Here is a 21933-nt window from a genome sequence, read left to right as displayed (position 1 = left end):
CGAGCGCGCGGGCGATGCCGATGCGCTGGCGCTGGCCGCCGGAGAACTCGTGGGGATAGCGCTCGGCGGCGCTGGGGTCGAGGCCGACCAGGCCGAGCAGCTCCTTGGCGCGGGCCAGGGCCTCGGTCTCCGGGACGCCGTTGGCGAGCGGTCCCTGGGCGACGATGCGGCCGACCTTCTGGCGCGGATTCAGCGAGGCGTAGGGGTCCTGGAAGACCATCTGGATGTGCCGGCGCTGGGCGCGCAGCGCCTCGCCCTTGAGCGTGGCGAAGTCGAGCTCGCGGAAGCGGATGTGGCCACCGTCGGTGTCGAGCAGGCGCACCAGGCAGCGGCCGACGGTGGACTTGCCGGAGCCGCTCTCGCCGACCAGGCCCAGGGTCTCGCCGCGCCGGATCTCGAAGCTGACGTCCTTGGCCGCGGCGACCTCGCGCTTCCTGACGAAGAGGCCGCGCGAGGTGACGTAGGTCTTGTTGAGGCCCTCGACGTTGAGCAGGATCTCGCCGGTCGGGGCCGGCCGCTCGGGCGGCGCAAACTGCGGCACCGCGCCGATCAGGCGGCGGGTGTAGGGGTGCTGCGGGTCATTCAGCACCTCGGCCGCCGGCCCCAGCTCGACGATCCGGCCGGTCTGCATGACCGCGACCCGGTCGGCGATCTCGGCGACCACGCCGAAGTCGTGGGTGATGAACATGACACCCATGTTGCGCGAGGCCTGGAGCGAGCGGATCAGCTCCAGGATCTGCGCCTGGGTGGTGACGTCGAGCGCGGTGGTCGGCTCGTCGGCGATCAGCATGGCCGGCTCCAGCGCCAGCGCCATGGCGATCATGACCCGCTGGCGCTGGCCGCCCGACAGGCGGAAGGGATAGCTCTCGATCAGCAGCTCGGGATCGGGCAGGCCGACGTCGTCGAGCAGCTTGAGGATCAGGCGCCGCCGCTCTCGCCGGTCGATCCGGCCGTGGGCGTCGAAGACCTCGCCGATCTGCCGGCCGACGGTCATCAGCGGGTTGAGCGCCGTCATCGGCTCCTGGAAGATCATGCCGACGCGTGCGCCGCGCAGCCGGCGCAGCTCGGCCTCGCTCTCGCCGAGCAGGTCCTGGCCCTCGAAGCGGATGCGCCCGGCGACCGGCCGGACGTGGGGCTGCGGCAGCAGGCCCATGATCGCGTTGGCGGTCATCGACTTGCCCGAGCCGGACTCGCCGACGACGCAGAGGATCTCGTTGCGGTCGAGCACGAAGGAGATGTCCTCGACGGCGTAGGGGCGCTCGGCGCCGTCGGGCAGCGCGATGGTCAGGCCCTCGACCTCGAGCAGCCGGTGGTCCTGCGCCTCGCCCTCGCGAACCTTCCTGGCCATGGCTCAGCGCCCCTTGCGCGCGAGGCGCGGGTTGAGCGCGTCGTTCAGCCCCTCGCCGACGAGGTTGAGCGCCAGCACGGTCAGCAGGATCGCGATGCCGGGGAAGACGCTCAGCCACCAGGCCTGGCGGATCACCGTGCGCGCCGCGCCGATCATGTAGCCCCAGGACATGGTGTTGGGGTCGCCCAGGCCGAGGAAGGACAGCGCCGACTCCAGCAGGATCGCCGTGGCGACCATCAGCGAGGCCATGACGATGATCGGCGACAGCGTGTTCGGCAGGATCTGGCGGAAGATGATCTGGCTGTTCTTCTGGCCGACGACCCTGGCCGCCTGCACGAACTCGCGGCTGCGCAGGCTGAGGAACTCGCCGCGCACCAGGCGCGCGACCGGCGGCCAGGAGACCACGCCGATGGCGATGATCACCGATTCCGTCGAAGGCTGCAGGATCGCGACCAGGACGATGGCCAGGGCGAAGTTGGGGATGGTCTGGAAGAACTCGGTGAAGCGCATCAGGGCGTCGTCGACCAGGCCACCGTAGTAGCCGGCGACGGCGCCCAGGGTGACGCCGATCGAGAGGGCGACGACGGTCGAGACGATGCCGACCAGCAGCGAGACCTGGCTGCCGTAGACCAGGCCGGCACCGATGTCGCGGCCCAGGGTGTCGGTCCCGAACCAGAAGCCGTCGACCTCGAGCGGCGGCAGGAAGGGCCGCTGCACCATGCGCCAGGGATCCTGCGGGTAGAGCAGCGGCGCGAAGATCGCCAGCAACACGACCGCGAGCAGGATCAGCAGGCCGACCAGCGAGCCGCGATTGCGCAGGAAACGCTTCCAGAAGTCTCTTGCCGCACCGGGCTGCATTCTTCTCTCCCGGCTACTTCAGCTCGATCCGGGGATCGATGAAGGTGTAGACCACGTCGGTGATCAGGTTGAACAGCAGGACCATTGCCGACGACACGAAGAAGATGCCGAGCAGCAGGTTGTAGTCGCGCTGGAACAGCGCCTCGTACATCAGCCGCCCGATGCCCGGCCAGGCGAAGACCGTCTCGGTCAGCACGGCGCCGCCGACGATCTGGCCGGCCTGGATGCCGGCCAGGGTGATCACCGGCAGCACGGCGTTGCGCAGCACGTGGACCCGAGTGATGCGCGCCGGATGCACGCCCTTGGCCCGCGCGGTCTTGACGAAGTCCATGTCGGCGACCTCGAGCATCGAGGAGCGGGTCAGCCGCGCGTAGACCGCCATGAAGAAAAGGCCGAGCGTCATCGCCGGCAGCACCAGGTGCGCGGCGACGTCGCCGACGTAGGCCAGGCCGGTCAGGTTCGCCCCGATGCTCTCCATGCCGTAGGCCGGCAGCCAGCCGAGCACGACGGAGAACAGCAGGATCGACATCAGCGCCATCCAGAACAGGGGCGTCGCGTAGAACAGCAGCGCCAGGGAGGTCACCGCCGTGTCGGTGATGCTGCCGACCCGGCTGGCCGCGATCGCCCCGAACAGCAGGCCGAGCAGCAGCGAGATGAAGAAGGCGGTGCCGGTCAGCAGCAGGGTCGCCGGCAGCCGGTCGAGGATCAGCGTCGTGACCGACTCGTTCTGCCGGTAGGAGTAGCCGAGGTCGAGGGTCACAACGCCGCCGACGTAGATCGCCAGCTGCTCGTGCAGCGGCTTGTTCAGGCCGAACTGCTCCTGCAGCTGCGCGATGAACTTCTCGTCCGCGGCACCGGCCTCGCCGGCCATGACCTGGGCCGGATCGCCCGGCGCTGCGCGGATCAGGAAGAAGTTCAGGATGACGATGGCGAGCAGCACCACCACCGCCTTGAACAGCCGCCTGACGATGAAGCCGAGTTTCTGCATCGGTTCGCTTGTCGGGGTTCGCTTGGCTGGGTTCAGCTTGTCGCGGGCAGGAAGGGGCGAGGCCGCCGGCCCCGCCCCTGTCGAGCCTAGCCGATTCGGCTCAGCGGTCGAGCCAGGTGTCGACCAGACCGTCGTTCACGCCGATCGCCGTGTTGACGAGGTTCTTCACGTCGCAGCGATGGATCGTCGGGAACTCGATCTCGAGCAGCCAGGCCACCGGCACGTCCTCGACGATGATCTTCTGGACCTCGTCGTAGAGCTTGGCGCGCTCGGTGTCCGGGAAGGCGACAGCCGCCTTCTGGAACAGCTCGTCGACCTCGGGATTCTCGTAGCCCTGGACGTTGTTCCACTGCGAGCCCTTGGCGATGTTGGTCGAGAGGTAGTTGCGCGCCACGCCGAGCGCCGGGTCGCCGTACTGGTAGAGGTAGGTGAAGGCCATGTCGTAGTCCCACTCGGCCAACTTCTGGTTCCAGCCGGCGACGTCGGTGGCGACCACCTCGACCTCGATGCCGACCTCCTCGAGGTTCTGCTTCACGGCTTCGGCCCAGCGCTGCCAGGTCTCGCCGTAGGGCAGCGGCAGCAGGCGGATCGGCGTGCCGTCGTAGTCCATCTCCTCGAGCAGGGCCTTGGCCTTCTCGGGATCGTGCGGATACTGCGGCACGTCATCGCTGTAGAAGCGGGTCTTGGAGCTGGCCGGGCCGGTCGGCACCGTGCCCAGGCCGTTCCAGATCACGTCGCGGGCGAACTCGCGGTCGAGCGCGAACATGATCGCCTGCCGGAAGCGCTTGTCCTGCAGCGGGCCGTTGCGGTTGTTGAGCCACATCCAGGCGTGCGGCGCGAAGTACTCCCACCCCTTGCCGGTGACGCAGCTGTTGTCGAGGTCGACCAGGCGCTGCACGTCGAAGTTCTCGACCGAGCCGCCGGGCAGCACGTCGACCTTGCCGGTCTCGTAGGCGACCGAGCGCGAGGCCGCGTCGGGGATCACCTGCCAGTAGACCTCGTCCAGGTAGGGCTGGCCCTCGACGTGGTAGTCCTCGTTCTTGACGAGGTGGATGTAGGAACCCTTCTCCCACTCCTCGAACTTGAACGGGCCGGTGCCGATCGGCGTGGCGTTGGCCGGGTTGTTCTTGAAGTCGGTGCCTTCGTAGATGTGCTTCGGCACCATCGGCATGGTGCCGACCTCGAAGATGCCGAGGAAGGGGCCGAAGGGCTGCTTCAGGGTGAAGCGGACCGTGTGGTCGTCGACCGCCTCGATCGTCTCGACGTGCTCCAGGCTGACGCGCAGGCGCGGATGGGTCTCGCGCAGGAAGACGTCGGCCGAGAACACCACGTCGGCGGCGGTGAAGGGCTCGCCGTCGTGCCAGGTGACGCCTTCCTTCAGCTTGAAGGTGTAGACGGTGCCGTCGTCGCTGACCTCCCAGGAGGTCGCCAGGCTCGGCATGGGGTCGAGCTCGTGGTCGTAGCGCAGCAGGCTCTCGTAGATGTTGCCGGCGACCATCTGCGTCGGGCCGTTCTGCACGATGCCGAGCATCAGGCTGGGCGGCTCGGGCTGGATCACGATGTTGAGGGTGCCGCCCTGCTTCGGCTCCTGGGCCGTGGCCGGGCCGGCGACTGCCAGGATGGCCCCTCCCAGCACCAGGCTGGCCAGCAAGGCCCGTCGCGTGGTCTTCAACATGTTTCTCGTCTCCCCGTTCAAGTCGGTTTTCCTTGGTTGCGGCCGCCGTCCGGCGCTCACGCGTCGTAGCCGGGGCAGCGGCGCTCGACCAGGCGGCGGAAGGCCGCCCACTCGCGATCGACCGTCTCGCCGCGCTCCATGGCGTCGTAGGCGGCCGCGTACTGCCCCGCGGTCTTCGTCGAGACCGTCTCGGGCGGGTGGACCAGCGGCGCGCCGCTGGCCTGCAGGCGCAGCTGCGCCTCGCAGGATCGCTCCAGATTGTGCATCAGCTTCCAGGCCTCGGCGACGCTGCGCCCGACGGTCATCAGGCCGTGGTTGCGCAGGACCATCGCCGGCTTGTCGCCCAAGTCGGCGGCCAGCCGCTCGCGCTCCTCGAGGTCCAGGGCGATGGCCTCGTAGCCGTGGTAGGCGAGGCGGCCGTGGAATTGCAGGGACCACTGGTTCAGCGGCAGCAGGCCGTCGCGCTGGCACGAGACGGCGACGCCGGCCGGCGTATGGGTGTGCAGCACGCAGACGGCATCGGGCCGCGCGGCGTGAACGGCGCTGTGGATGGTGAAGCCGGCCGGGTTGATGCCGCGCCCGGTCGGGTCATCGAGGATGCGGCCGTCCAGGTCCACCGTGACCAGGCTGCCGGCCGTCACCTCCTCGAAGCGCTCGCCGTAGGCATTGATCAGGAAGCGCTCCTGCGGCAGGCGCGCCGAGATATGCGTGAAGATCGAATCGTCGAGCCCGTGCAGCGCGACCAGCCGGTAGGCCGCCGCCAGTTCGCAGCGCAGCCGACGCTCGGCGTCGGCGGAGGTGGATTCGTCCAGAATCGGCGCGCTCGCCGCGACGGTCATCCCGTACCCTGTCCTAGCCCTGTCATTGGCAGCGGATCCTTGCCCGCCGCCTTGTTGCCAGAAGACTGCCACAGGCGCGCCGCTCCCGACAACCGCCGAACTGTCGACAATCGACAATGCGGACTCTAGTCTGCTCCCAAACCAGGGAGCCGACGCCGAGGGCCCGGCGGCAGCGCGAGCCCGGCGGCGGAGTCGGAAAGGCGCGAGCGGCGTGACGGGTGTGGCGTGACGGAACAGGCGGGCAAGGCATTCGCGACGCTACGCTCCGCCGACCTGGTCAACCAGGTCGGCGAGAGCCTGGTCCAGGCCATCGTCGAGGGCCGCCTGGCACCCGGCCAGCGGCTGGTCGAGGCCGAGCTGGCGCGCCAGATGGGCATCAGCCGCGCGCCCCTGCGCGAGGCCGCGCGGCGGCTCGAGCAGCGCGGCCTGCTGGTCGCCCACCCGCGGCGCGGCTTCTTCGTGCGCGAGCTCAGCCTCGGCGAGGTCGACGACCTCTACGCCGTGCGCATCATGGCCGAGAGCTGCGCGGCCCGCCTGACCGCCGAGCGCGCCGGCCGCGCCGGCCTGGACGAGCTGGCGCGGCGCATCGAGGAGATGCGCCGCCTGGCCCGGGCGGGCAAGGAGGCGGCGCTGGTCGAGGCCGACCTGCAGTTCCACCGCGCGCTCAGCGTGCTCTCCGGCAACCGCCGCCTGCTGCGGCTCTACGACGACATGGCCATCGACGTGCGCATGGTGATCGCCATGATCGACCATCTCTACGACGATCCCCTGGTCATCGCCGAGACCCACACGCCGATCCTAGAGGCGCTCGAGGGCGGCGATCCGCGGATCATCACCGAGGCGGTCGAGTACCACATCGGCGTCGCCTGGACCGAGGTGCGCCGCTTCTTCGCGGAGCGACCGCCCGGCGGCAGCGCCCGAGAGCCCGCCGCGGATTCCCCGGCGCCCGCCCCTGCCCGACAGAGCTGAAGGAAGGTCCCGATGAAGGTCGTCTTCTCCCCGGAGCACGCGCGCCACGAGCCGCAGTTCTTCCTGGTCCGCGGCCAGCCGAAGCCGAGCGCCGAGCAGCCGGAGCGCGCCGAGCGCCTGCACGCCGCCGTGTCCGCGCGCGGCGACCAGCTGCTGGCGCCGGCCGGGCTCGGCCCGGGGCCGCGCGCGGCGATCCACACGCCCGACTACCTGCGCTTCCTGGAGGAGGCCTGGGACGCCTGGCAGGCGCTGGGCGACAGCGGCGGCGAGATCATCGCCAACGTCCACCCGGCGCGCGGCCACGCCAGCTACCCGCGCGCCATCGTCGGGCGGGCCGGCTGGCACATGGCCGACACCGCCTGCCCGATCGGCCCCGGCACCTTCGCCGCCGCCTGCGCCGCGGCCGACGTCGCGGCGACCGGCGCCGAGCTGCTGCTCGACGGCGAGCGCCAGGCCTACGCCTTGTGCCGGCCGCCGGGCCACCACGCCTACGCCGACATGGCCGGCGGCTTCTGCTTCCTGAACAATGCGGCGATCGCCGCGCAGCAGCTGCGCCGGGCCCATCAGCGGGTCGCGATCCTCGACGTCGACGTCCACCACGGCAACGGCACCCAGGGCGTCTTCTACGAGCGCGCCGACGTGCTGACGGTCTCGCTGCACGCCGACCCGCGGGACTTCTACCCCTTCTTCTGGGGCCACGAGTCCGAGCGCGGGGCCGGCGCGGGCCTGGGCTACAACCTCAACCTGCCGCTCCCGATCGGCACCGGCGACGACGACTGGCTGGTCGCCCTGGAGCAGGCCTTCGCCACGATCCGCGCCTTCGCGCCCGGTGCCCTGGTCGTGGCCCTGGGGCTCGACGCCTTCGAGGGCGACCCGCTGAAGGCGCTGGCGATCACGACGCCCGGCTTCGCCCGGATCGGCGGCGCCATCGCCCGCCTCGGCCTGCCGACCCTGCTGGTCCAGGAGGGCGGCTACCTGGCGCCCGAGCTGGCCGACAACCTGGTCAGCTTCCTCGAAGGCTTCGAGGGTGGGCGTTAGCGGCGAGCCGCTACGCCACGGACTTGCGGAAGTAGGCCCGCTCGAAGCCCTTCTCGCTGGCCCAGCGGTAGAGCTCCCAGCCGAGGTGGCGGTAGATCGCCAGGTTCTCGGTCATGGACTTGTGGGTGTAGAGCTGCAGCTCCTGGTAGCCGAGGCGCCGCGCCTCGGACTCGGCGAAGGCCAGCAGTCGCCGCGCCAGCCCCTGGCCCCGACCCGCCGCCGCGACCGCCAGGTTGTCGACGAGCAGGAAGTCCGGCTGCGGCTCCAGCACCAGCAGGGCCAGCGGCGCCCCCTCTGGCCCGGGCACGACCCAGGCCTGGCCGGCGGCGATGCGCGCGGCGTAGTCGTCGTCCATCGGCCCCGGCCGACGGCCCATGCGCGGGACGTAGACGGCATAGGCGGCCTCGACCAGCGCCTCGATGGCGGCCAGGTCTTCGGGCCCGGCTTGCCGAATCTGCTCCATGGCCGGAGCATAGCGCGCCGCCACCGCCCCGAGGGAGTCCCGCCATGGCCGAGATCACCGTCCGCCCGCCCGAAGACCGGGACTTCGAGGCCTGGTCCGGCCTGTTCCGCGGCTACATGGCCTTCTATCAGGTGCCGGAGAACGCCACGACGGTGGCCACGGTCTGGTCCTGGATCCACGACCCGCAGCACCTCATGCAAGCCCTGGTCGCCGTCGACTCCGAGGATCGCCCGGTCGGGCTCGCCCACTTCCACGCCATGCCGCGCAGCCTGGGCGGAAACACGGTCTGCTATCTCAGCGACCTCTTCACCGATCCCGAGCGCCGGGGCCAGGGCATCGGGCGCCGGCTGATCGACACGGTGATCGAGCGCTGCCGCGCGGAGGGCTGGGCCAATCTTCGCTGGCTCACCCAGGAGTTCAACTACGACGGCCGCAGGCTCTACGACAGCTACGCGCGCCGGAGCGACTTCATCCTCTATGCCGTCCCGGTGGTGCCGGCCGGCGGCTGAGCGGCAGCCAGACAAGGGAGGCGACCAGGGCCGCCGCCGGCACCGTCGCCAGGGCGACCAGCCCCGCCGCGAAGCCGCCGCTCGCCGAGAGAATCGTCGCCAGGGCCGCCGGGCCCAGGATGAAGCCGCAGAAGGTCAGGATCGCCGCGCCCGCCGAGGCCTCGCCGACACGCCCCGCCGGCGCCCGCTCGGCGACCTCGGCCAGATGCACGCCGTTCCAGCCGGCGACCGCGGCCCCGGCGAAGCAGCCGAGCCCGAGCAGGGCCCAGCGCGGCCAGTCGGGCTCGGCCAGGGCGAAGGCCAGCATGGCGAAGACCGAACCGACGGCGGCGAGCCGGATCACCGCGACGCCCGAGCCGAGGCGGTCGGCGAGCCAGCCGAGCAGCAGGCGCCCGGCGACGCCGCCGGCCTGCATGGCGGCGAAGGTCGCGCCGGCGATGCGCAGGTCGACCTGCAGCCCGGCGACCAGGTAGGTCACCAGGAAGGCGTTGAGCGTGCCCTGACAGAGCCCCAGGCCGCCACCGATGCAGGCCAGCGGGAACAGGTCCCGCCCGCCGCGCAGCGCCTGCAGCGGCAGCTTCAGGTTGCGCAGGGTCAGGAAGACCGAGACGCCCCGCCGCGCATGGGGGTCGCGCCCGGCGTCGGCGCGGGCGCGGAACGGCTGGGCGAGCAGCACGGCGGCCAGCAGCACCGCCAGGGCGACCGCCACGGCGGCGTCCCAGCCGGCGCGCTCGGCGATCGGCGGCAGCAGGATGCCGGCCGCGACGCCGCCGGCCGGCACGCCGGCCTGCTTGAGCGAGAACATGAGCGAGCGGTGGCGCCGCGGCGCGAAGCGCTGCAGGACCTCGCCGCCGGCCGGGGTCGAGGGGCCGTAGGCGATGCCCATCAGGACGGCGGCGGCGATCGGCGCGAACCAGAAGGGTAGCCACAGCAGGGCGGCGCCGGCGCCGCCGATGACCAGCCCGGCCTGCACCGCGCGCACCGGGCCGAGGCCGCGCACGAAGGGACTGCTGGCCGACAGGCAGAAGATCGCGCTGGCCATGGTCCCGGCCATCAGGTAGCCGATCGCGCTCTCCGGCCAGCCGTAGCGTCCCGCCAGCATCGGCGCCAGCACCGGCAGCAGCTGCAGCAGGAAAGCCGCCGCGATCTGCAGCAGGACGATCGCGGCGAGCGGGCCGGCCCAGCCGCCCCCGGTCGCCGCGCGGGTCGGATCAGTCACGCCCCGCTACCGTCCGGCCAATGTTGTTTTCACACTGGTTCTTAAGCGCATTTCTTCGCGCAGACTATGAGCATCAGCGGTTCGCGCGCTTCAGCACGGCGTGCAGCAGCACGTCGACGCCGGGCACCGTGTAGTCCGCCTCGATGTGCTCGGCCTCGTTGTGGGTGACGCCGTCGCGGCAGGGCGTGAAGAGCAGCGCCGTCGGGCAGATCCGCGACAGGTGGTAGGCGTCGTGCCCGGCCTGGCTGAGCAGGTCGCGGGTCGGCACGCCGAGCTCGGCCGCGCTCTCGCGGACCAGGGCGATGCAGTCGGGGTCGAAGCGCTCCTCGCCGAAGGTCCAGTCCTCGACGATCTCGATCTCGACCCGCGCCTTCTCCGCCGCCTCAGGAATCGCGGCGCGCAGCAGCGCCTCCATCTCGGCGGTCGCCTTGGGGTCGGGGTGGCGGAAGTCGCAGGTCAGCTGGGCCCAGTCGGAGATGATGCCGGCCTTGTTCGGCCAGACCTCGAGGCGCGCCGCCGTCGCCTTGCCCTCGCCCTCGGCGAACTTCCAGCCGATCTCGTTGACCGCGACGATCAGGTAGCCGGCGCCGACCAGGGCATTGCGGCGCTTGGCCATCGGCGTCGGGCCGCTGTGGGCGTTCTCGCCACGGATGTCGATGTTGAAGCCGCGGGTCGCGTAGCCGCCGGTGACGATGCCCAGCGGCACGCCCTCGGCCTCCAGGATCGGCCCCTGCTCGATGTGCAGCTCGAAGTAGGCGTCGAGCGGCCGGCCGCCGACCGGCGCCTTGCCGGCGTAGCCGATGCGCGCCAGCTCCTCGCCGAAGGACTTGCCGTCGTCGTCCCGGCGCGCCAGCACCCAGTCGAGCGCATGGACTCCCGCGAAGGCGCCGGAGGCCAGCATCGGCGGTGTGAAGCGGGCGCCCTCCTCGTTCGACCAGTCGATCAGCTCGATCGGCCGGCGCGTCTCGATGCCCTTGTCGTTGAGGGTGCGCAGGATCTCGAGGCCGGCGAGCACGCCCAGGATGCCGTCGTAGCGGCCGCCGGCGACCTGGGTGTCGAGGTGGCTGCCGACGACCACCGGCGGCAGGTCCGGCTCGGTGCCGGCGCGCCGGGCGCAGATGTTGCCGACGCCGTCGACCGTGACGTCGAAGCCGGCCTCGCGGCACCAGGCGACGAAGAGGTCGCGCATGTCGCGGTCGGCGTCGTCGAGCGCCAGGCGCTTCAGGCCGCCGGCGCGTCCGGGGCCGATCCGGCCCGACTCCTGCAGCGTCGACCAGAGCCGCTCGCGGTCGATGCGCAGCGCGTTGCTGCCCGGCCCTGCGCCCGTTCCCTTGCCGTCCATGCTCGGCCTCCTGCTACCGGCTTTCCGCTTCCGCGCGGATCTGGCTCAGCGACTTCAGCGGCGTGATCGCCTCGGGGTCGAGCATCAGGTGCAGCAGCGCCGGCCGGCCGGCGGCGCGCGCGCGCTCGAAGGCCGGGGCGAAGTCCTCGGTGCGCTCGACCCGCTCGCCGTAGCCGCCGTAGGCCTCGGCCAGCCTGACGAAGTCCGGGTTGTTCAGCGCCGTGGCGCTGACCCGGCCCGGGTAGTTGCGCTCCTGGTGCATGCGGATGGTGCCGTACATGCCGTTGTCGACGACGATGAAGACGACCGCGGCCTCGTACTGGGCGGCGGTGGCGAACTCCTGGCCGTGCATCAGGAAGCAGCCGTCCCCGGCGAAGGCCAGGACGGTGCGCTCGGGGTGGTGCAGCTTGGCGGCGACCGCGGCGGGCACGCCGTAGCCCATCGAGCCGGAGGTCGGCGCCAGCTGCGTGCCGAAGCGGCGGAAGCGGTAGAAGCGGTGGATCCAGGTCGCGTAATTGCCGGCGCCGTTGCAGAGGATGGCATCGGGCGGCAGCGTCTCGGCCAGCCAGTCGACCAGCTTCGCCATCTGCAGCGGCCCGACCGTCTCGACCGGCGCGTTCCAGTCCAGGTAGTCGCGATGCGCCTGCTCGGTCGCCGCCGCCCAGGCCGGCGGGCGCGGCGGCGTCAGCGACTGCACGGCGGCGGCGAAGGAGCGCGGGTCGGCGGCGATCGCCAGGCTCGGGCGGTAGACCCGGCCGAGCTCCTCGGGGTCGGGATGGACGTGGACGAGCCGGCCCTGGGGCTCGGGAATGTCGATCAGCGAATAGCCGCCGGTCGTCATCTCGCCGAGGCGCGGCCCGACGACGAGCAGCAGGTCGGCCTCGCGGACGCGCTTGCCGAGCTTCGGGCTGATGCCGATGCCGACGTCGCCGGCATAGCAGCCGTGGGTGTTGTCGAAGTGGTCCTGGCGCCGGAAGGCGGCGCCGACCGGCAGCTTCCAGGCCTCGGCGAAGCGCCGGAAGCGCTCGCAGGCGGTGGCGTCCCAGCCGGCGCCGCCGATCACGCAGAAGGGTCGCTCCGCGGTCTCGAGCAGCGCGCCGAGGCGCTCGAGCTGGCCCAGGCCCATGGCGCTCTCGGTCGGCTCGTAGGCGAGGCAGGCCGGCGCCGTCGCCCGGTCGCGCAGCATGTCCTCGGGCAGCGCCAGCACGACCGGGCCGGGCCGCCCGGAGGTCGCCGTGTGGAAGGCCCGGCTGACGAACTCGGGGATGCGCCGGGCGTCGTCGATCTCCGCGACCCATTTGGCCAGCTGGCCGTACATGCGCCGGTAGTCCACCTCCTGGAAGGCCTCGCGCTCCTGGTCGCCGCGCGCGACCTGGCCGACGAAGAGGATCATCGGCGTCGAGTCCTGGAAGGCGACATGGACGCCGGCCGAGGCGTTGGTCGCGCCCGGGCCGCGCGTCACGAAGCAGATGCCCGGGCGGCCGGTCAGCTTGCCGTAGGCGTCGGCCATCATCGCCGCGCCGCCCTCCTGCCGGCAGACGACCGGCCGAATCTCGGGCGCGTCGTAGAGCGCGTCGAGCACCGCCAGGTAGCTTTCGCCCGGCACGCAGTAGAGGGTCTCGACCCCGTGGGTCTTCAGGCACTGCACCAGGATCTCGCCACCGGTGCCTTCGAGGCTGGGACCTGCCATCGCGCGTCACGTCTCCCTAACGGATATCGGTCTTCGCCACTCTTCTAGCGCGTCGCGACGAAGCTGTCTTCCGCAGCCGCGCAGAGCCATGCGAAGATTGCCGCGACGGAAAGCCCCGGTCCGCACGTTAGGCTCTAGAGGTGGACAGGCGCCTGTCGCGGGGGTGGAAGCGCCCCCGCGCCTTTACCCTTGGGCTTGGCCACATAGCTTGAGCGGCGTAACCGCTTCCCGCAGTCTTCAGAAAAGGTAGCCGACGCCGATGGCGCAGACCGCGATGGCCCGGAGTTTCGAGGCCCCAGGGCCGGCGACCCCAGGCTGGGCTGCTTCCGCGGTCCAGGCCGGTCTGCGCGCGGCGCTCGCCGCCGTCCTCGCCGGCGGCGTCCTGCAGCTGGCTGGCCCGGCCGTTGCGCAGCAGGGAAGCGCCCGGCAGGACGCGCGGCCGGCCGTACCCGTCATCGTCAGGCAGGTCGTTCGCGACACCTTCTTCGACCGGGTCGAGGCGGTCGGCACCCTCAAGGCGAACGAGACCGTCGCGCTCAGCGCCACCGTCAGCGAGCGGATCGTCGAGCTGCTGTTCGACGACGGCCAGGAGGTCCAGGAGGGCGACCTGCTGGTCGTGCTGGAGCAGGCCGAGGAACGCGCCTCGGTCGAGGCCGCGGAGGCGGTGCTGGCCGAGCGACGCGCCTCCTTCAGCCGCTCCTCGCAGCTCCAGGAGCAGCAGTTCGCGACCGCCGCCCAGCTCGACGAGCGCCGCGCCGCGCTGCGGCAGGCCGAGGCCGAGCTCGACATCGCGCGCGCGCGCGTGCAGGACCGCGCCGTGCTGGCGCCCTTCGACGGCGTCATCGGCTTGCGCAATGTCAGCCTCGGCGCCCTGGTCGGCCCCGGCGACCGGATCGCCACGCTCAGCGACATCTCGACCCTGAAGCTCGACTTCGCGGTACCCTCGACCTTCCTGGCGACCCTCAGGCCCGGCCTGGCGATCAGGGCGCACTCGCCGGCCCTGCCCGAGCGCGAGTTCGAGGGCGTGGTCAGCAGCGTCGACACCTCGATCGACCCGGTGACCCGCTCGATCATGGTGCGCGCGCTGGTGCCGAACGAGGGCCTGCCGCTGCGTCCGGGCCTGGTCATGACCGTGGCCCTGCTGAAGAATCCGCGCGAGCCGCTGGTGCTCTCCGAGGAAGCGCTGGTGCCCTACGACCGGCGCAGCTTCGTTTTCGTCGTCTCGGACGAGGAGGGATCCCCCGTGGCCCGCCGCCGCCAGGTCGAAACCGGCGCCCGCCGGCCCGGCGAGATCGAGATCCTGGAGGGCCTCGTCGAAGGCGAGCGCGTCGTCGTCCACGGCACCCTCAAGCTCGAGGACGGCGACCCGGTCCGGGTGCTCGGCACCGAGACCGGGGAAACCTCGGTCACCGATATCCTGCAGGGCAAGGCCGGGGGCTGATCGGCCATGATGCTCTCCGATCTCTCGGTCAGGCGGCCGGTCGTCGCGGCAGTCATGAGCCTGCTGATCGTCGCCTTCGGCCTGGTCGCCTTCGAGCGCCTGCCGCTGCGCGAGTACCCGAACATCGACCCCCCGGTGGTCACGATCGACACCGAGTATCCCGGCGCCGCGGCGCAGGTCATCGAGACCCGCATCACCGAGGTCATCGAGGACCGCATCTCCGGCGTCGAGGGTATCGCCTTCATCGAGTCCTACAGCGAGGACGGCCGCTCGCGCATCACCATCGAGTTCAACGCCGCCCGGGACGTCAACGCCGCCGCCAACGACATCCGCGACCGGGTGGCCGGCGTCGTCGACCAGCTGCCGGCGGAGGCCGACCCGCCGGACATCCAGAAGGCCGATTCCAGCGACGACGTGATCATCTGGTTGAACTTCGCCGGCAAGGATCGCAGCGTCCTGGAGCTGAGCGACTATGCCGACCGCTTCCTGCTCGACCGCTTCTCGACCCTGGACGGCGTGGCGCGGGTGCGCCTCGGCGGCTCCCAGACCTATGCCATGCGGGTCTGGCTCGACCGCAACGCCCTGGCCGCGCGCGGCCTGACCGTCTCCGACGTCGAGACCGCGCTGCGCGCCGACAACGTCGAGCTGCCGGCCGGCTCGATCGAATCGATCGAGCGCAACTTCACGGCGCGCGTCGAGCGCGGCTTTCGCACCCCCGAGGACTTCGCCCGGCTGGTCGTGCAGCGCGGCGAGGACGGCTACCTGATCCGCCTGGGCGACGTCGCCCGGGTCGAGCAGGCGGCGGTCGAGACCCGCACCTTCTTCCGCGGCAACGGCGAGCCGATGGTCGGCGTCGGCGTCATCAAGCAGTCCCAGGCCAACACCCTGGAGGTGGCGCGCCAGGTCCGCGAGCTGGCGGCGAAGATCAATCCGACCCTGCCGCAAGGCCTGGAGCTGCGCCAGAGCTACGACAGCAGCGTCTTCATCCAGGGCGCCGTCGACGAGGTCTACAAGACCCTGGCGATCGCCATCGGCCTGGTGGTCCTGGTGATCTACCTGTTCCTCGGCAGCCTGCGCGCCATGCTGGTGCCGGCGGTGACCGTGCCGGTCTCCCTGATCGGCACCTCGATCCTGCTGTTCGCGCTCGGCTTCTCGATCAACCTGCTGACCCTGCTCGCCCTGGTCCTGGCCATCGGCCTGGTCGTCGACGACGCCATCGTCGTGCTGGAGAACATCCACCGGCGCATGGAGAGCGAGGGCGAGACGCCGCTGGTGGCCGCCTTCCGCGGCACCCGCCAGGTCGGCTTCGCCGTGATCGCGACGACGGCGGTGCTGATCGCGGTCTTCGTGCCGATCACCTTCATCGAGGGCGACCTGGGCCGGCTGTTCAGCGAGTTCGCCATCACCATGGCGGCGGCGGTCTTCCTGTCGTCCTTCGTCGCCCTGTCGCTGTCGCCGATGATCGCCTCGAAGGTGCTGAAGCAGGACGAGCAGGCCGGCATGCTGGCTCGGGTCGCCGACCGCGGCTTCGAGGCGACGAAGCGCGGCTACGTCCGGCTTCTGGGCCGCCTGCTGAAGGCGCCCTGGCTGGCCGTCCTGGTCTTCGCCGGGACCCTGACCGCCGGCTGGTGGCTCTACGAGCAGGTGCCCTCCGAATACGCGCCGAAGGAGGACCGCGGCGCCTTCTTCATCAGCGTCACGGGTCCCGAGGGCGCCTCCTTCGAGTACATCGAGGAGTACATGGACATCATCGAGGCGCGGCTGCTGCCCTACCTCGAGAGCGGGGAGTTCCAGCGCCTGCTGGTGCGCGCGCCGCGCGGCTTCGGCCGCATCGAGAATTTCAACTCCGGCTTCGTGGTGGTCGGCCTGGCCGACTGGAGCCTGCGGCGCAGCGCCTGGGACATCATGGCCGAGCTGCGCCGCGAGCTCGGCGACCTGCCCGGCGTCAACGTCGTGCCGATCATGCGCCAGAGCCTGGGCGGCGGCTCCAGCGTGCCGGTGCAGTTCGTGATCAGCGGCGGCACCTACGAGCAGCTCGGGGAGTGGCGCGACATCCTGCTGCGCGAGATCGAGGCCGACAACCCGGGGCTGGTCAACCTCGACCACGACTTCAAGGAGACCAAGCCCCAGATCGCGCTGTCGATCGACCGCGATCGCGCCGGCGACCTTGGCGTCAGCGTCAGCACCATCGGCCGGGCGCTGGAGACCTTCATGGGCGGCCGCACGGTGACGACCTACATCGCCGACGGTAAGGAGTACGACGTCCTGGTCGAGGGCGAGAAGAGCGACCAGAGCACGCCGACCGACATCAACAACATCTACGTGCGCTCCGACGCCTCGGGCGCGCTGGTGCCCCTGCCCGACCTGGTCACCATCCAGGAGTACGCCGGCGCCACGCAGCTCAACCGCTACAACCGCCTTCGCTCGATCACGATCAGCGCCAACCTGGCCGAGGGCTACACCCTGGGCGCGGCGCTGGAGTACTTGAACGGCCTCGCCCGCCAGGAGCTGCCGGAGCAGGTCGTCCTTTCCTACAAGGGCCAGTCGCGCGACTTCGCCGAATCCGGCGGCTCGCTGGTCTTCGTCTTCCTGCTCGGCATCGTCGTGGTCTTCCTGGCGCTCGCCGCCCAGTTCGAGAGCTTCCTCCACCCGGTGGTGATCATGCTGACCGTGCCGCTGGCCATCGCCGGGGCCCTGTGCGGCATCTGGCTGACCGGCGGCAGCCTCAACATCTACACCCAGATCGGCCTGATCATGCTGGTCGGGCTGGCCGCCAAGAACGGCATCCTGATCGTCGAGTTCATCAACCAGCTGCGCGAGGAAGGCCGGGAGTTCGGCGAGGCCGTGGTCGAGGCCTCGGGCATCCGCCTGCGCCCGATCCTGATGACCGCCATCACCACCGCGGCCGGCGCCGTCCCCCTGATCGTCTCGACCGGGGCCGGCGCCGAGACGCGCTCCGCGATCGGCGTCGTGGTGCTGGCGGGCATCGCCTCGGCGACGCTGCTGACGCTCTTCGTCATCCCGCTGATCTACTTCCTCGTCGCACGCGGCACGCCGGAGCGCGGCGCCGTCGCGCGCCGCCTCGAGGACGAGCTGGACCGGCACCACCGGCCGCTGCTGACGCTGCGGCCCGGCGAGCGCGACGCGGCCGAATAGCGCAACCGCTAGGCCGTTCCCCAACGCTGCCGTCTGCACTAGTGTGCCGGCCGAAGAAGCTCGAGGCCGGTGCGACGCCGCCGGCCCGCAGGGGAGAGGAGAGCCGATGCAGGCGACGCTGGCGGCGGGCCATGCGCTGCATTTCCGCGACGAGGCCGCAGCCGACGCGGACCGCGATCTGCCGGCCCTGGTCTTCACCAATTCGCTCGGCACCGACCTGCGCGTCTGGGACCCCCTGCTGGCGCACCTGCCCGGCGCGGGGCGCCGGCTGCGCTTCGACCAGCGCGGCCACGGCCTGTCCGACTGCCCGCCCGGCCCCTACGACATCGACGGCCTCGCCGACGACCTGGCCGCCCTGCTCGAGGAGCGCGGCATCGGCCGCGCGGTCCTGGTCGGCCTCTCGGTCGGCGGCATGGTCGCCCAGGCCTTCGCGGCACGGCATCCCGAGCGCGTGCCGGCCCTGGTGCTCTGCGACACGGCGCACCGGATCGGCAGCGCCGAGATGTGGCAGCAGCGCATCGAGGCCCTGGAAACCGGCGGCCTGGAGTCCCTGGCGGAGCCGATCCTGGAGCGCTGGTTCTCGCCCGCCTTCGGCGCCGAGCGGCCGGCCGAGCGTGCGCTCTGGCGCAACATGCTGACGCGCACGCCGCTCGAGGGCTACCTCGCGACCTGCGCGGCGATCCGCGACGCCGACCTGACCGAGGGCGCCGCGGCCCTGACCATGCCGACGCTCTGCCTGGTCGGCAGCGCCGACGGCGCGACGCCGCCGGCCCTGGTGCGCGAGCTGGCCGGCCTCCTGCCCGACGCCCGCTTCGCCGAGATCCCCGGCGCCGGCCACCTGCCCTCGGTCGAGGCGCCGGCCGCCATGGGCCGCCTGATCGCCGATTTCCTGAAGGAGCGGAAGCTTGCCTGAGGACCGCTACGAGGCCGGCATGGCCGTGCGCCGCGAGGTGCTGGGCGGCGACCACGTCGCCCGCGCCGAGGCCGGCAAGACCGCCTTCGACGCGGACTTCCAGCGCTTCATAACCGAGATCGCCTGGGGCTCGCTCTGGTCGCGGCCGCACTTCACCCGGCGCGAGCGCAGCCTCGTCACCATCGCGCTGCTCGCCGGCCTCGGCCGCGAGGAGGAGCTGGCCCTGCACCTGCGCGCGATCCGCCGCACCGGCGCCAGCGAGGAGGACGTCCGCGAGGTGCTGCTGCACGTCGCCGTCTACGCCGGCGTGCCGGCCGCCAACAGCGCGATCCGCATCGCCAAGGCGATCTTCGCCGAGGCCCAGGGCTGAGACGCAATCCAGAGCGAACCACCGGGAAATCACAGATGGCCGGCACCGACGAGTTCTACCCGCGCAACCGCGAGATCCATCCGCCCGCCTTCGCGCCGGGCTACAAGACCAGCCTGACGCGCTCGCCGCGCTTCGCGCTGCTGGCGCTCGAGCAGGGATTGGGCGACGTCACCGGCCCGGCCTTCGGGCAGGACGCCCTGGGCGCGCTCGACAACGACCTGATCCGCAACTTCGGCGAGGGCGGCGACGCCATCGGCGAGCGCATCCTCGTCCACGGCCGCGTGCTCGACGAGAACGCCCGGCCGGTGCCCGACGCCCTGGTCGAGGTCTGGCAGTGCAACGCCGGCGGCAAGTACCGCCACGTCAACGACCGCTACCTGGCGCCGCTCGATCCGAACTTCGGCGGCTGGGGCCGCTGCATGAGCGACGCCGAGGGCTACTACTTCTTCCGCACGATCAAGCCGGGGCCCTACCCCTGGCGCAACCGGATCAACGACTGGCGGCCGGCGCACATCCACCTGTCGATCTTCGGCGAGGCCTTCTGCCAGCGCCTGATCACCCAGCTCTACTTCGAGGGCGACCCGCTGATCCCGCGCTGCCCGATCCTCAACGCGATCGAGGACAAGTCCGCGGTCGAGCGCCTGGTCGCCCACCTCGACCCCGAGGCCGGCGTGCCGCTCGACAGCCTCGCCTACCGCTTCGACGTCGTCCTGCGCGGCCGCCGCCAGACCCTGTTCGAAAACCGCTTGCAGGGAGCCTGAGCGGCCATGACCGAGAGCCACCGCTTCCACCGCCTCCAGGAGACGCCCTCGCAGACCGCCGGGCCGTTCCTGCACATCGGCCTGGCGCCGGCCGCCGCCGGCCTGCCCGAGGGCAGCCAGGCCCAGGACAACGTCATCGCCGGGGCCGCGGCCGACGGCGAGCGCATCCGCATCGAGGGCTACGTCCTCGACGGCGCCGGCCACAAGGTCAAGGACGCCGCGCTCGAAGTCTGGCAGGCCGACGCCCGGGGCGCCTATCCCGGCGGCCCGCTCGGCGCCGCGCCCTTCCGCGGCTGGGGCCGCGCGGTCACCGACTTCAGCACCGGCCTCTACTGGTTCGAGACGGTCAAGCCCGGCCCCGTCGCCGGGCGCGCCGGCCCCGACGGCAAGGCCAGGCCCTCGGCGCCGCACCTGACCCTGTGGATCGTCGCGCGCGGCATCAACATCGGCCTCACCACCCGCCTCTACTTCGACGACGAGGCCGAGGCCAACGCCCGCGACGCCGTGCTCGGCCTGGTCGAGCACGCCGGCCGCCGCGACACCCTGATCGCCCGCCGCGAAAGCCGCGGCGGCGAGACCGTCTACCGCTTCGACATCGTGCTCCAGGGCGAGGGCGAGACGGTCTTCTTCGACGTCTGAGCCGGGCCTTCGAGCTCCCACGCCCCTCGACGGGCTCGGGACGAAGCGGGGGTATGGACTGGGCGCTAGGTCGGCTGAGGCTAAAGCGACCTCGACACCGGCACCCAAGGTCGCTTCGTCCCGAACCTGTCGAGGGGCGTGAAGGCACAGCTCCCGGCACACCCGCGCTGCCCCCGATTTCCAGATGACGCCACGGCCCTTCTCCGGCATGTTGACATAACAACATGAGGGGAAGCCTCCGATGCGGAAGTCCCGCACCCAGGTCGGGATCGTCGGCGCCGGGCCGGCCGGGCTGGTGCTCGCCCAGCGCCTGGCGCGCCACGGCGTCGAGTCGGTGGTGCTGGAGCGCCGCGACCGCGCCTACGTCGAGGCGCGCATCCGCGCCGGCGTCCTGGAGCAGCACACGGTCGAGCTGCTCGCCGAGCTCGGCGTCGGCGCGCGCCTGAAGCGCGAGGGCCTGGTCCACGAGGGCCTCGAGATCTGCCTCGACGGCGAGCGCAGCCGTCTCGATCTGGCGGCCGCGACCGGCGGCAAGAGGGTCACGGTCTACGGCCAGACCGAGGTCACCAAGGACCTGATCGCGGCGCGCCTGGCCGCCGGCCTGCCGCTGGTCTTCGAAGCCGAGGAGGTGCGGCCGCTCGACCTCGACGGCGAGCGCCCGCGCCTGCTCTACCGCAAGGAGGGCGTCGAGCACGAGCTGACCTGCGATTTCGTCGCCGGCTGCGACGGCTTCCACGGCGTCTGCCGGGCCAGCCTGCCCGAGGGCGCGCTCAGCCTGTTCGAGCGCAGCTACCCCTTCGCCTGGCTCGGCGTCCTGGCCGAGGCGCCGCCGGCCGGCGAGGAGCTGATCTACGCGCGCAGCGCCCGCGGCTTTGCGCTCTACTCGATGCGCTCGCCGACGGTGGCGCGCCACTACCTGCAGTGCCGGCCCGACGAGGACCTGGCGCAGTGGCCGCTGCCGCGGATCTGGGACGAGCTGCGCCGGCGCCTCGGCCGCCACGGCGACCTGATCGTCGAGGGGCCGGTGACCGACGTGTCCGTGACGCCGATGCGCTCCTTCGTCGCCGAGCCGATGCGCCACGGCCGCCTGTTCCTGGCCGGCGACGCCGCCCACATCGTGCCGCCGACCGGCGCCAAGGGCCTGAACCTCGCGGTCGTCGACGTGCGCTACCTCTCGGACGCCCTGATCGAGTTCTACGAGAGCGGCAGCCAGGCCGGCCTGGAGGCCTACTCCGACAAGGCCCTGGCCCGGATCTGGAAGGCCCAGCGCTTCTCCTGGTGGATGACCTCCCTGCTCCACACCTTCGGCCCCGAGCAGGCCTTCGAGGACCGCATCCGCCAGGCCGAGCTGTCCTACCTGCTGTCGAGCGAGGCGGCGCGGACGGCGCTGGCCGAGAACTACGTCGGGCTGCCGCTCTGAGAGGCGCGACGACGCGGTCTGTCCCTTGCGGGCGTGGCGCCTGCGATCCCACGCTCGCATGGTTCGACAAGCTCACCATGAAGCGAGGGAAGCGTCCGCGCAGGCTGGATCCGCGCTGGCATGGTCGACAAGCTCACCATGAAGCGAGGGAAGCGTCCGCGCAGGCTGGATCCGCGCTGGCATGGTCGACAAGCTCGCCATGAAGCGAGGGAAGCGTCCGCGCAGGCTGGGTCCGCGCTTGCATGGTCGACAAGCTCGCCATGAAGCGAGGGAAGCGTCCGCGCAGGCTGGGTCC

At 71.5% G+C, this 21933-nt stretch carries 19 protein-coding genes; 10 read left to right on the top strand and 9 right to left on the bottom strand.

What is annotated here, in order from left to right; translation table 11 throughout:
• The 5 genes from WD341_RS13645 to WD341_RS13625 form a co-directional block, all read right to left on the bottom strand.
• The coding region (locus WD341_RS13645; protein WP_368426017.1) for an ATP-binding cassette domain-containing protein at positions 1-1348 on the bottom strand (1348 nt) is incomplete at its 3' end.
• A 3-nt stretch (positions 1349-1351) separates the two neighbouring features.
• Positions 1352-2206, bottom strand: a complete 855-nt coding sequence (locus tag WD341_RS13640; RefSeq protein ID WP_368426016.1) for an ABC transporter permease — start codon at positions 2204-2206, stop codon at positions 1352-1354.
• A gap of 13 nt (positions 2207-2219) precedes the next feature.
• Positions 2220-3194: an ABC transporter permease gene (locus WD341_RS13635; RefSeq protein ID WP_368426015.1), complete on the bottom strand. Its 975-nt coding sequence runs from the start codon at positions 3192-3194 to the stop codon at positions 2220-2222.
• A gap of 100 nt (positions 3195-3294) precedes the next feature.
• Positions 3295-4869, bottom strand: coding sequence for an ABC transporter substrate-binding protein (locus WD341_RS13630; protein WP_368426014.1), 1575 nt, complete (start codon positions 4867-4869; stop codon positions 3295-3297).
• 56 nt (positions 4870-4925) lie between these two features.
• Positions 4926-5708, bottom strand: a complete 783-nt coding sequence (locus WD341_RS13625) for a class II aldolase/adducin family protein (protein ID WP_368426013.1) — start codon at positions 5706-5708, stop codon at positions 4926-4928.
• A 225-nt stretch (positions 5709-5933) separates the two neighbouring features.
• Between WD341_RS13625 and WD341_RS13620 the strand changes: the two genes are divergently transcribed.
• Together WD341_RS13620 and WD341_RS13615 are read left to right on the top strand one after the other, a co-directional pair.
• Entirely contained in the window at positions 5934-6677 is a 744-nt protein-coding gene (locus tag WD341_RS13620) for a GntR family transcriptional regulator (RefSeq protein WP_368426012.1), read from the top strand.
• Between the two features lie 12 nt (positions 6678-6689).
• A complete protein-coding gene (locus WD341_RS13615; protein WP_368426011.1) occupies positions 6690-7715 on the top strand; it encodes a histone deacetylase family protein in 1026 nt (341 codons plus the stop codon).
• A gap of 10 nt (positions 7716-7725) precedes the next feature.
• Here the strand turns inward: WD341_RS13615 and WD341_RS13610 are convergent, their stop codons facing one another.
• Complete coding sequence (locus tag WD341_RS13610) at positions 7726-8178, bottom strand: GNAT family N-acetyltransferase (RefSeq protein WP_368426010.1); 453 nt, start codon at positions 8176-8178, stop codon at positions 7726-7728.
• Positions 8179-8222: 44 nt separating this feature from the next.
• On the opposite strand from WD341_RS13610, the gene WD341_RS13605 reads away from it, so the two are divergent.
• Positions 8223-8687 carry an N-acetyltransferase family protein gene (locus WD341_RS13605; protein WP_368426009.1) on the top strand — a complete coding sequence of 155 codons (465 nt, stop codon included), beginning with the start codon at positions 8223-8225 and terminating at the stop codon, positions 8685-8687.
• Here the strand turns inward: WD341_RS13605 and WD341_RS13600 are convergent.
• The 3 genes from WD341_RS13600 to WD341_RS13590 all read right to left on the bottom strand — a co-directional run bounded on the left by WD341_RS13600 (position 8647) and on the right by WD341_RS13590 (position 12938).
• A complete protein-coding gene (locus WD341_RS13600) occupies positions 8647-9906 on the bottom strand; it encodes an MFS transporter (protein ID WP_368426008.1) in 1260 nt (419 codons plus the stop codon). The two genes, WD341_RS13605 and WD341_RS13600, sit on opposite strands and share 41 nt — an antisense overlap.
• Before the next feature lie 73 nt (positions 9907-9979).
• Entirely contained in the window at positions 9980-11248 is a 1269-nt protein-coding gene (locus tag WD341_RS13595) for a Zn-dependent hydrolase (RefSeq protein WP_368426007.1), read from the bottom strand.
• Between the two features lie 13 nt (positions 11249-11261).
• Positions 11262-12938 (bottom strand): thiamine pyrophosphate-binding protein, encoded by a 1677-nt coding sequence (locus WD341_RS13590; RefSeq protein ID WP_368426006.1) that lies wholly within the window; start codon positions 12936-12938, stop codon positions 11262-11264.
• 259 nt (positions 12939-13197) lie between these two features.
• Here WD341_RS13590 and WD341_RS13585 point away from each other — a divergent pair, with 259 nt between their 5' ends.
• The 7 genes from WD341_RS13585 (at position 13198) to pobA (ending at position 21638) form a co-directional block, all read left to right on the top strand.
• Positions 13198-14379 carry an efflux RND transporter periplasmic adaptor subunit gene (locus tag WD341_RS13585; protein WP_368426005.1) on the top strand — a complete coding sequence of 394 codons (1182 nt, stop codon included), beginning with the start codon at positions 13198-13200 and terminating at the stop codon, positions 14377-14379.
• Positions 14380-14385: 6 nt separating this feature from the next.
• Positions 14386-17535: an efflux RND transporter permease subunit gene (locus WD341_RS13580; RefSeq protein WP_368426004.1), complete on the top strand. Its 3150-nt coding sequence runs from the start codon at positions 14386-14388 to the stop codon at positions 17533-17535.
• Between the two features lie 106 nt (positions 17536-17641).
• Positions 17642-18448: a 3-oxoadipate enol-lactonase gene (gene pcaD / locus WD341_RS13575; protein ID WP_368426003.1), complete on the top strand. Its 807-nt coding sequence runs from the start codon at positions 17642-17644 to the stop codon at positions 18446-18448.
• Positions 18441-18818 carry a 4-carboxymuconolactone decarboxylase gene (pcaC, locus tag WD341_RS13570; protein ID WP_368426002.1) on the top strand — a complete coding sequence of 126 codons (378 nt, stop codon included), beginning with the start codon at positions 18441-18443 and terminating at the stop codon, positions 18816-18818. Before pcaD ends, pcaC begins: the two co-directional genes overlap by 8 nt.
• A gap of 35 nt (positions 18819-18853) precedes the next feature.
• Entirely contained in the window at positions 18854-19579 is a 726-nt protein-coding gene (pcaH, locus tag WD341_RS13565) for a protocatechuate 3,4-dioxygenase subunit beta (RefSeq protein WP_368426001.1), read from the top strand.
• A 6-nt stretch (positions 19580-19585) separates the two neighbouring features.
• A complete protein-coding gene (gene pcaG / locus WD341_RS13560; RefSeq protein WP_368426000.1) occupies positions 19586-20218 on the top strand; it encodes a protocatechuate 3,4-dioxygenase subunit alpha in 633 nt (210 codons plus the stop codon).
• 241 nt (positions 20219-20459) lie between these two features.
• Positions 20460-21638 carry a 4-hydroxybenzoate 3-monooxygenase gene (pobA, locus tag WD341_RS13555; protein ID WP_368425999.1) on the top strand — a complete coding sequence of 393 codons (1179 nt, stop codon included), beginning with the start codon at positions 20460-20462 and terminating at the stop codon, positions 21636-21638.
• Positions 21639-21933 lie beyond the last annotated feature (295 nt).

Origin of the sequence: Tistlia sp. (assembly GCF_040905785.1) — a bacterium.
Taxonomy (GTDB): Bacteria; Pseudomonadota; Alphaproteobacteria; order Kiloniellales; family DSM-21159; genus Tistlia.
The sequence above is the reverse complement of the archived record's forward strand: the minus strand, read 5'-3'. Positions and strand labels throughout refer to the sequence as shown.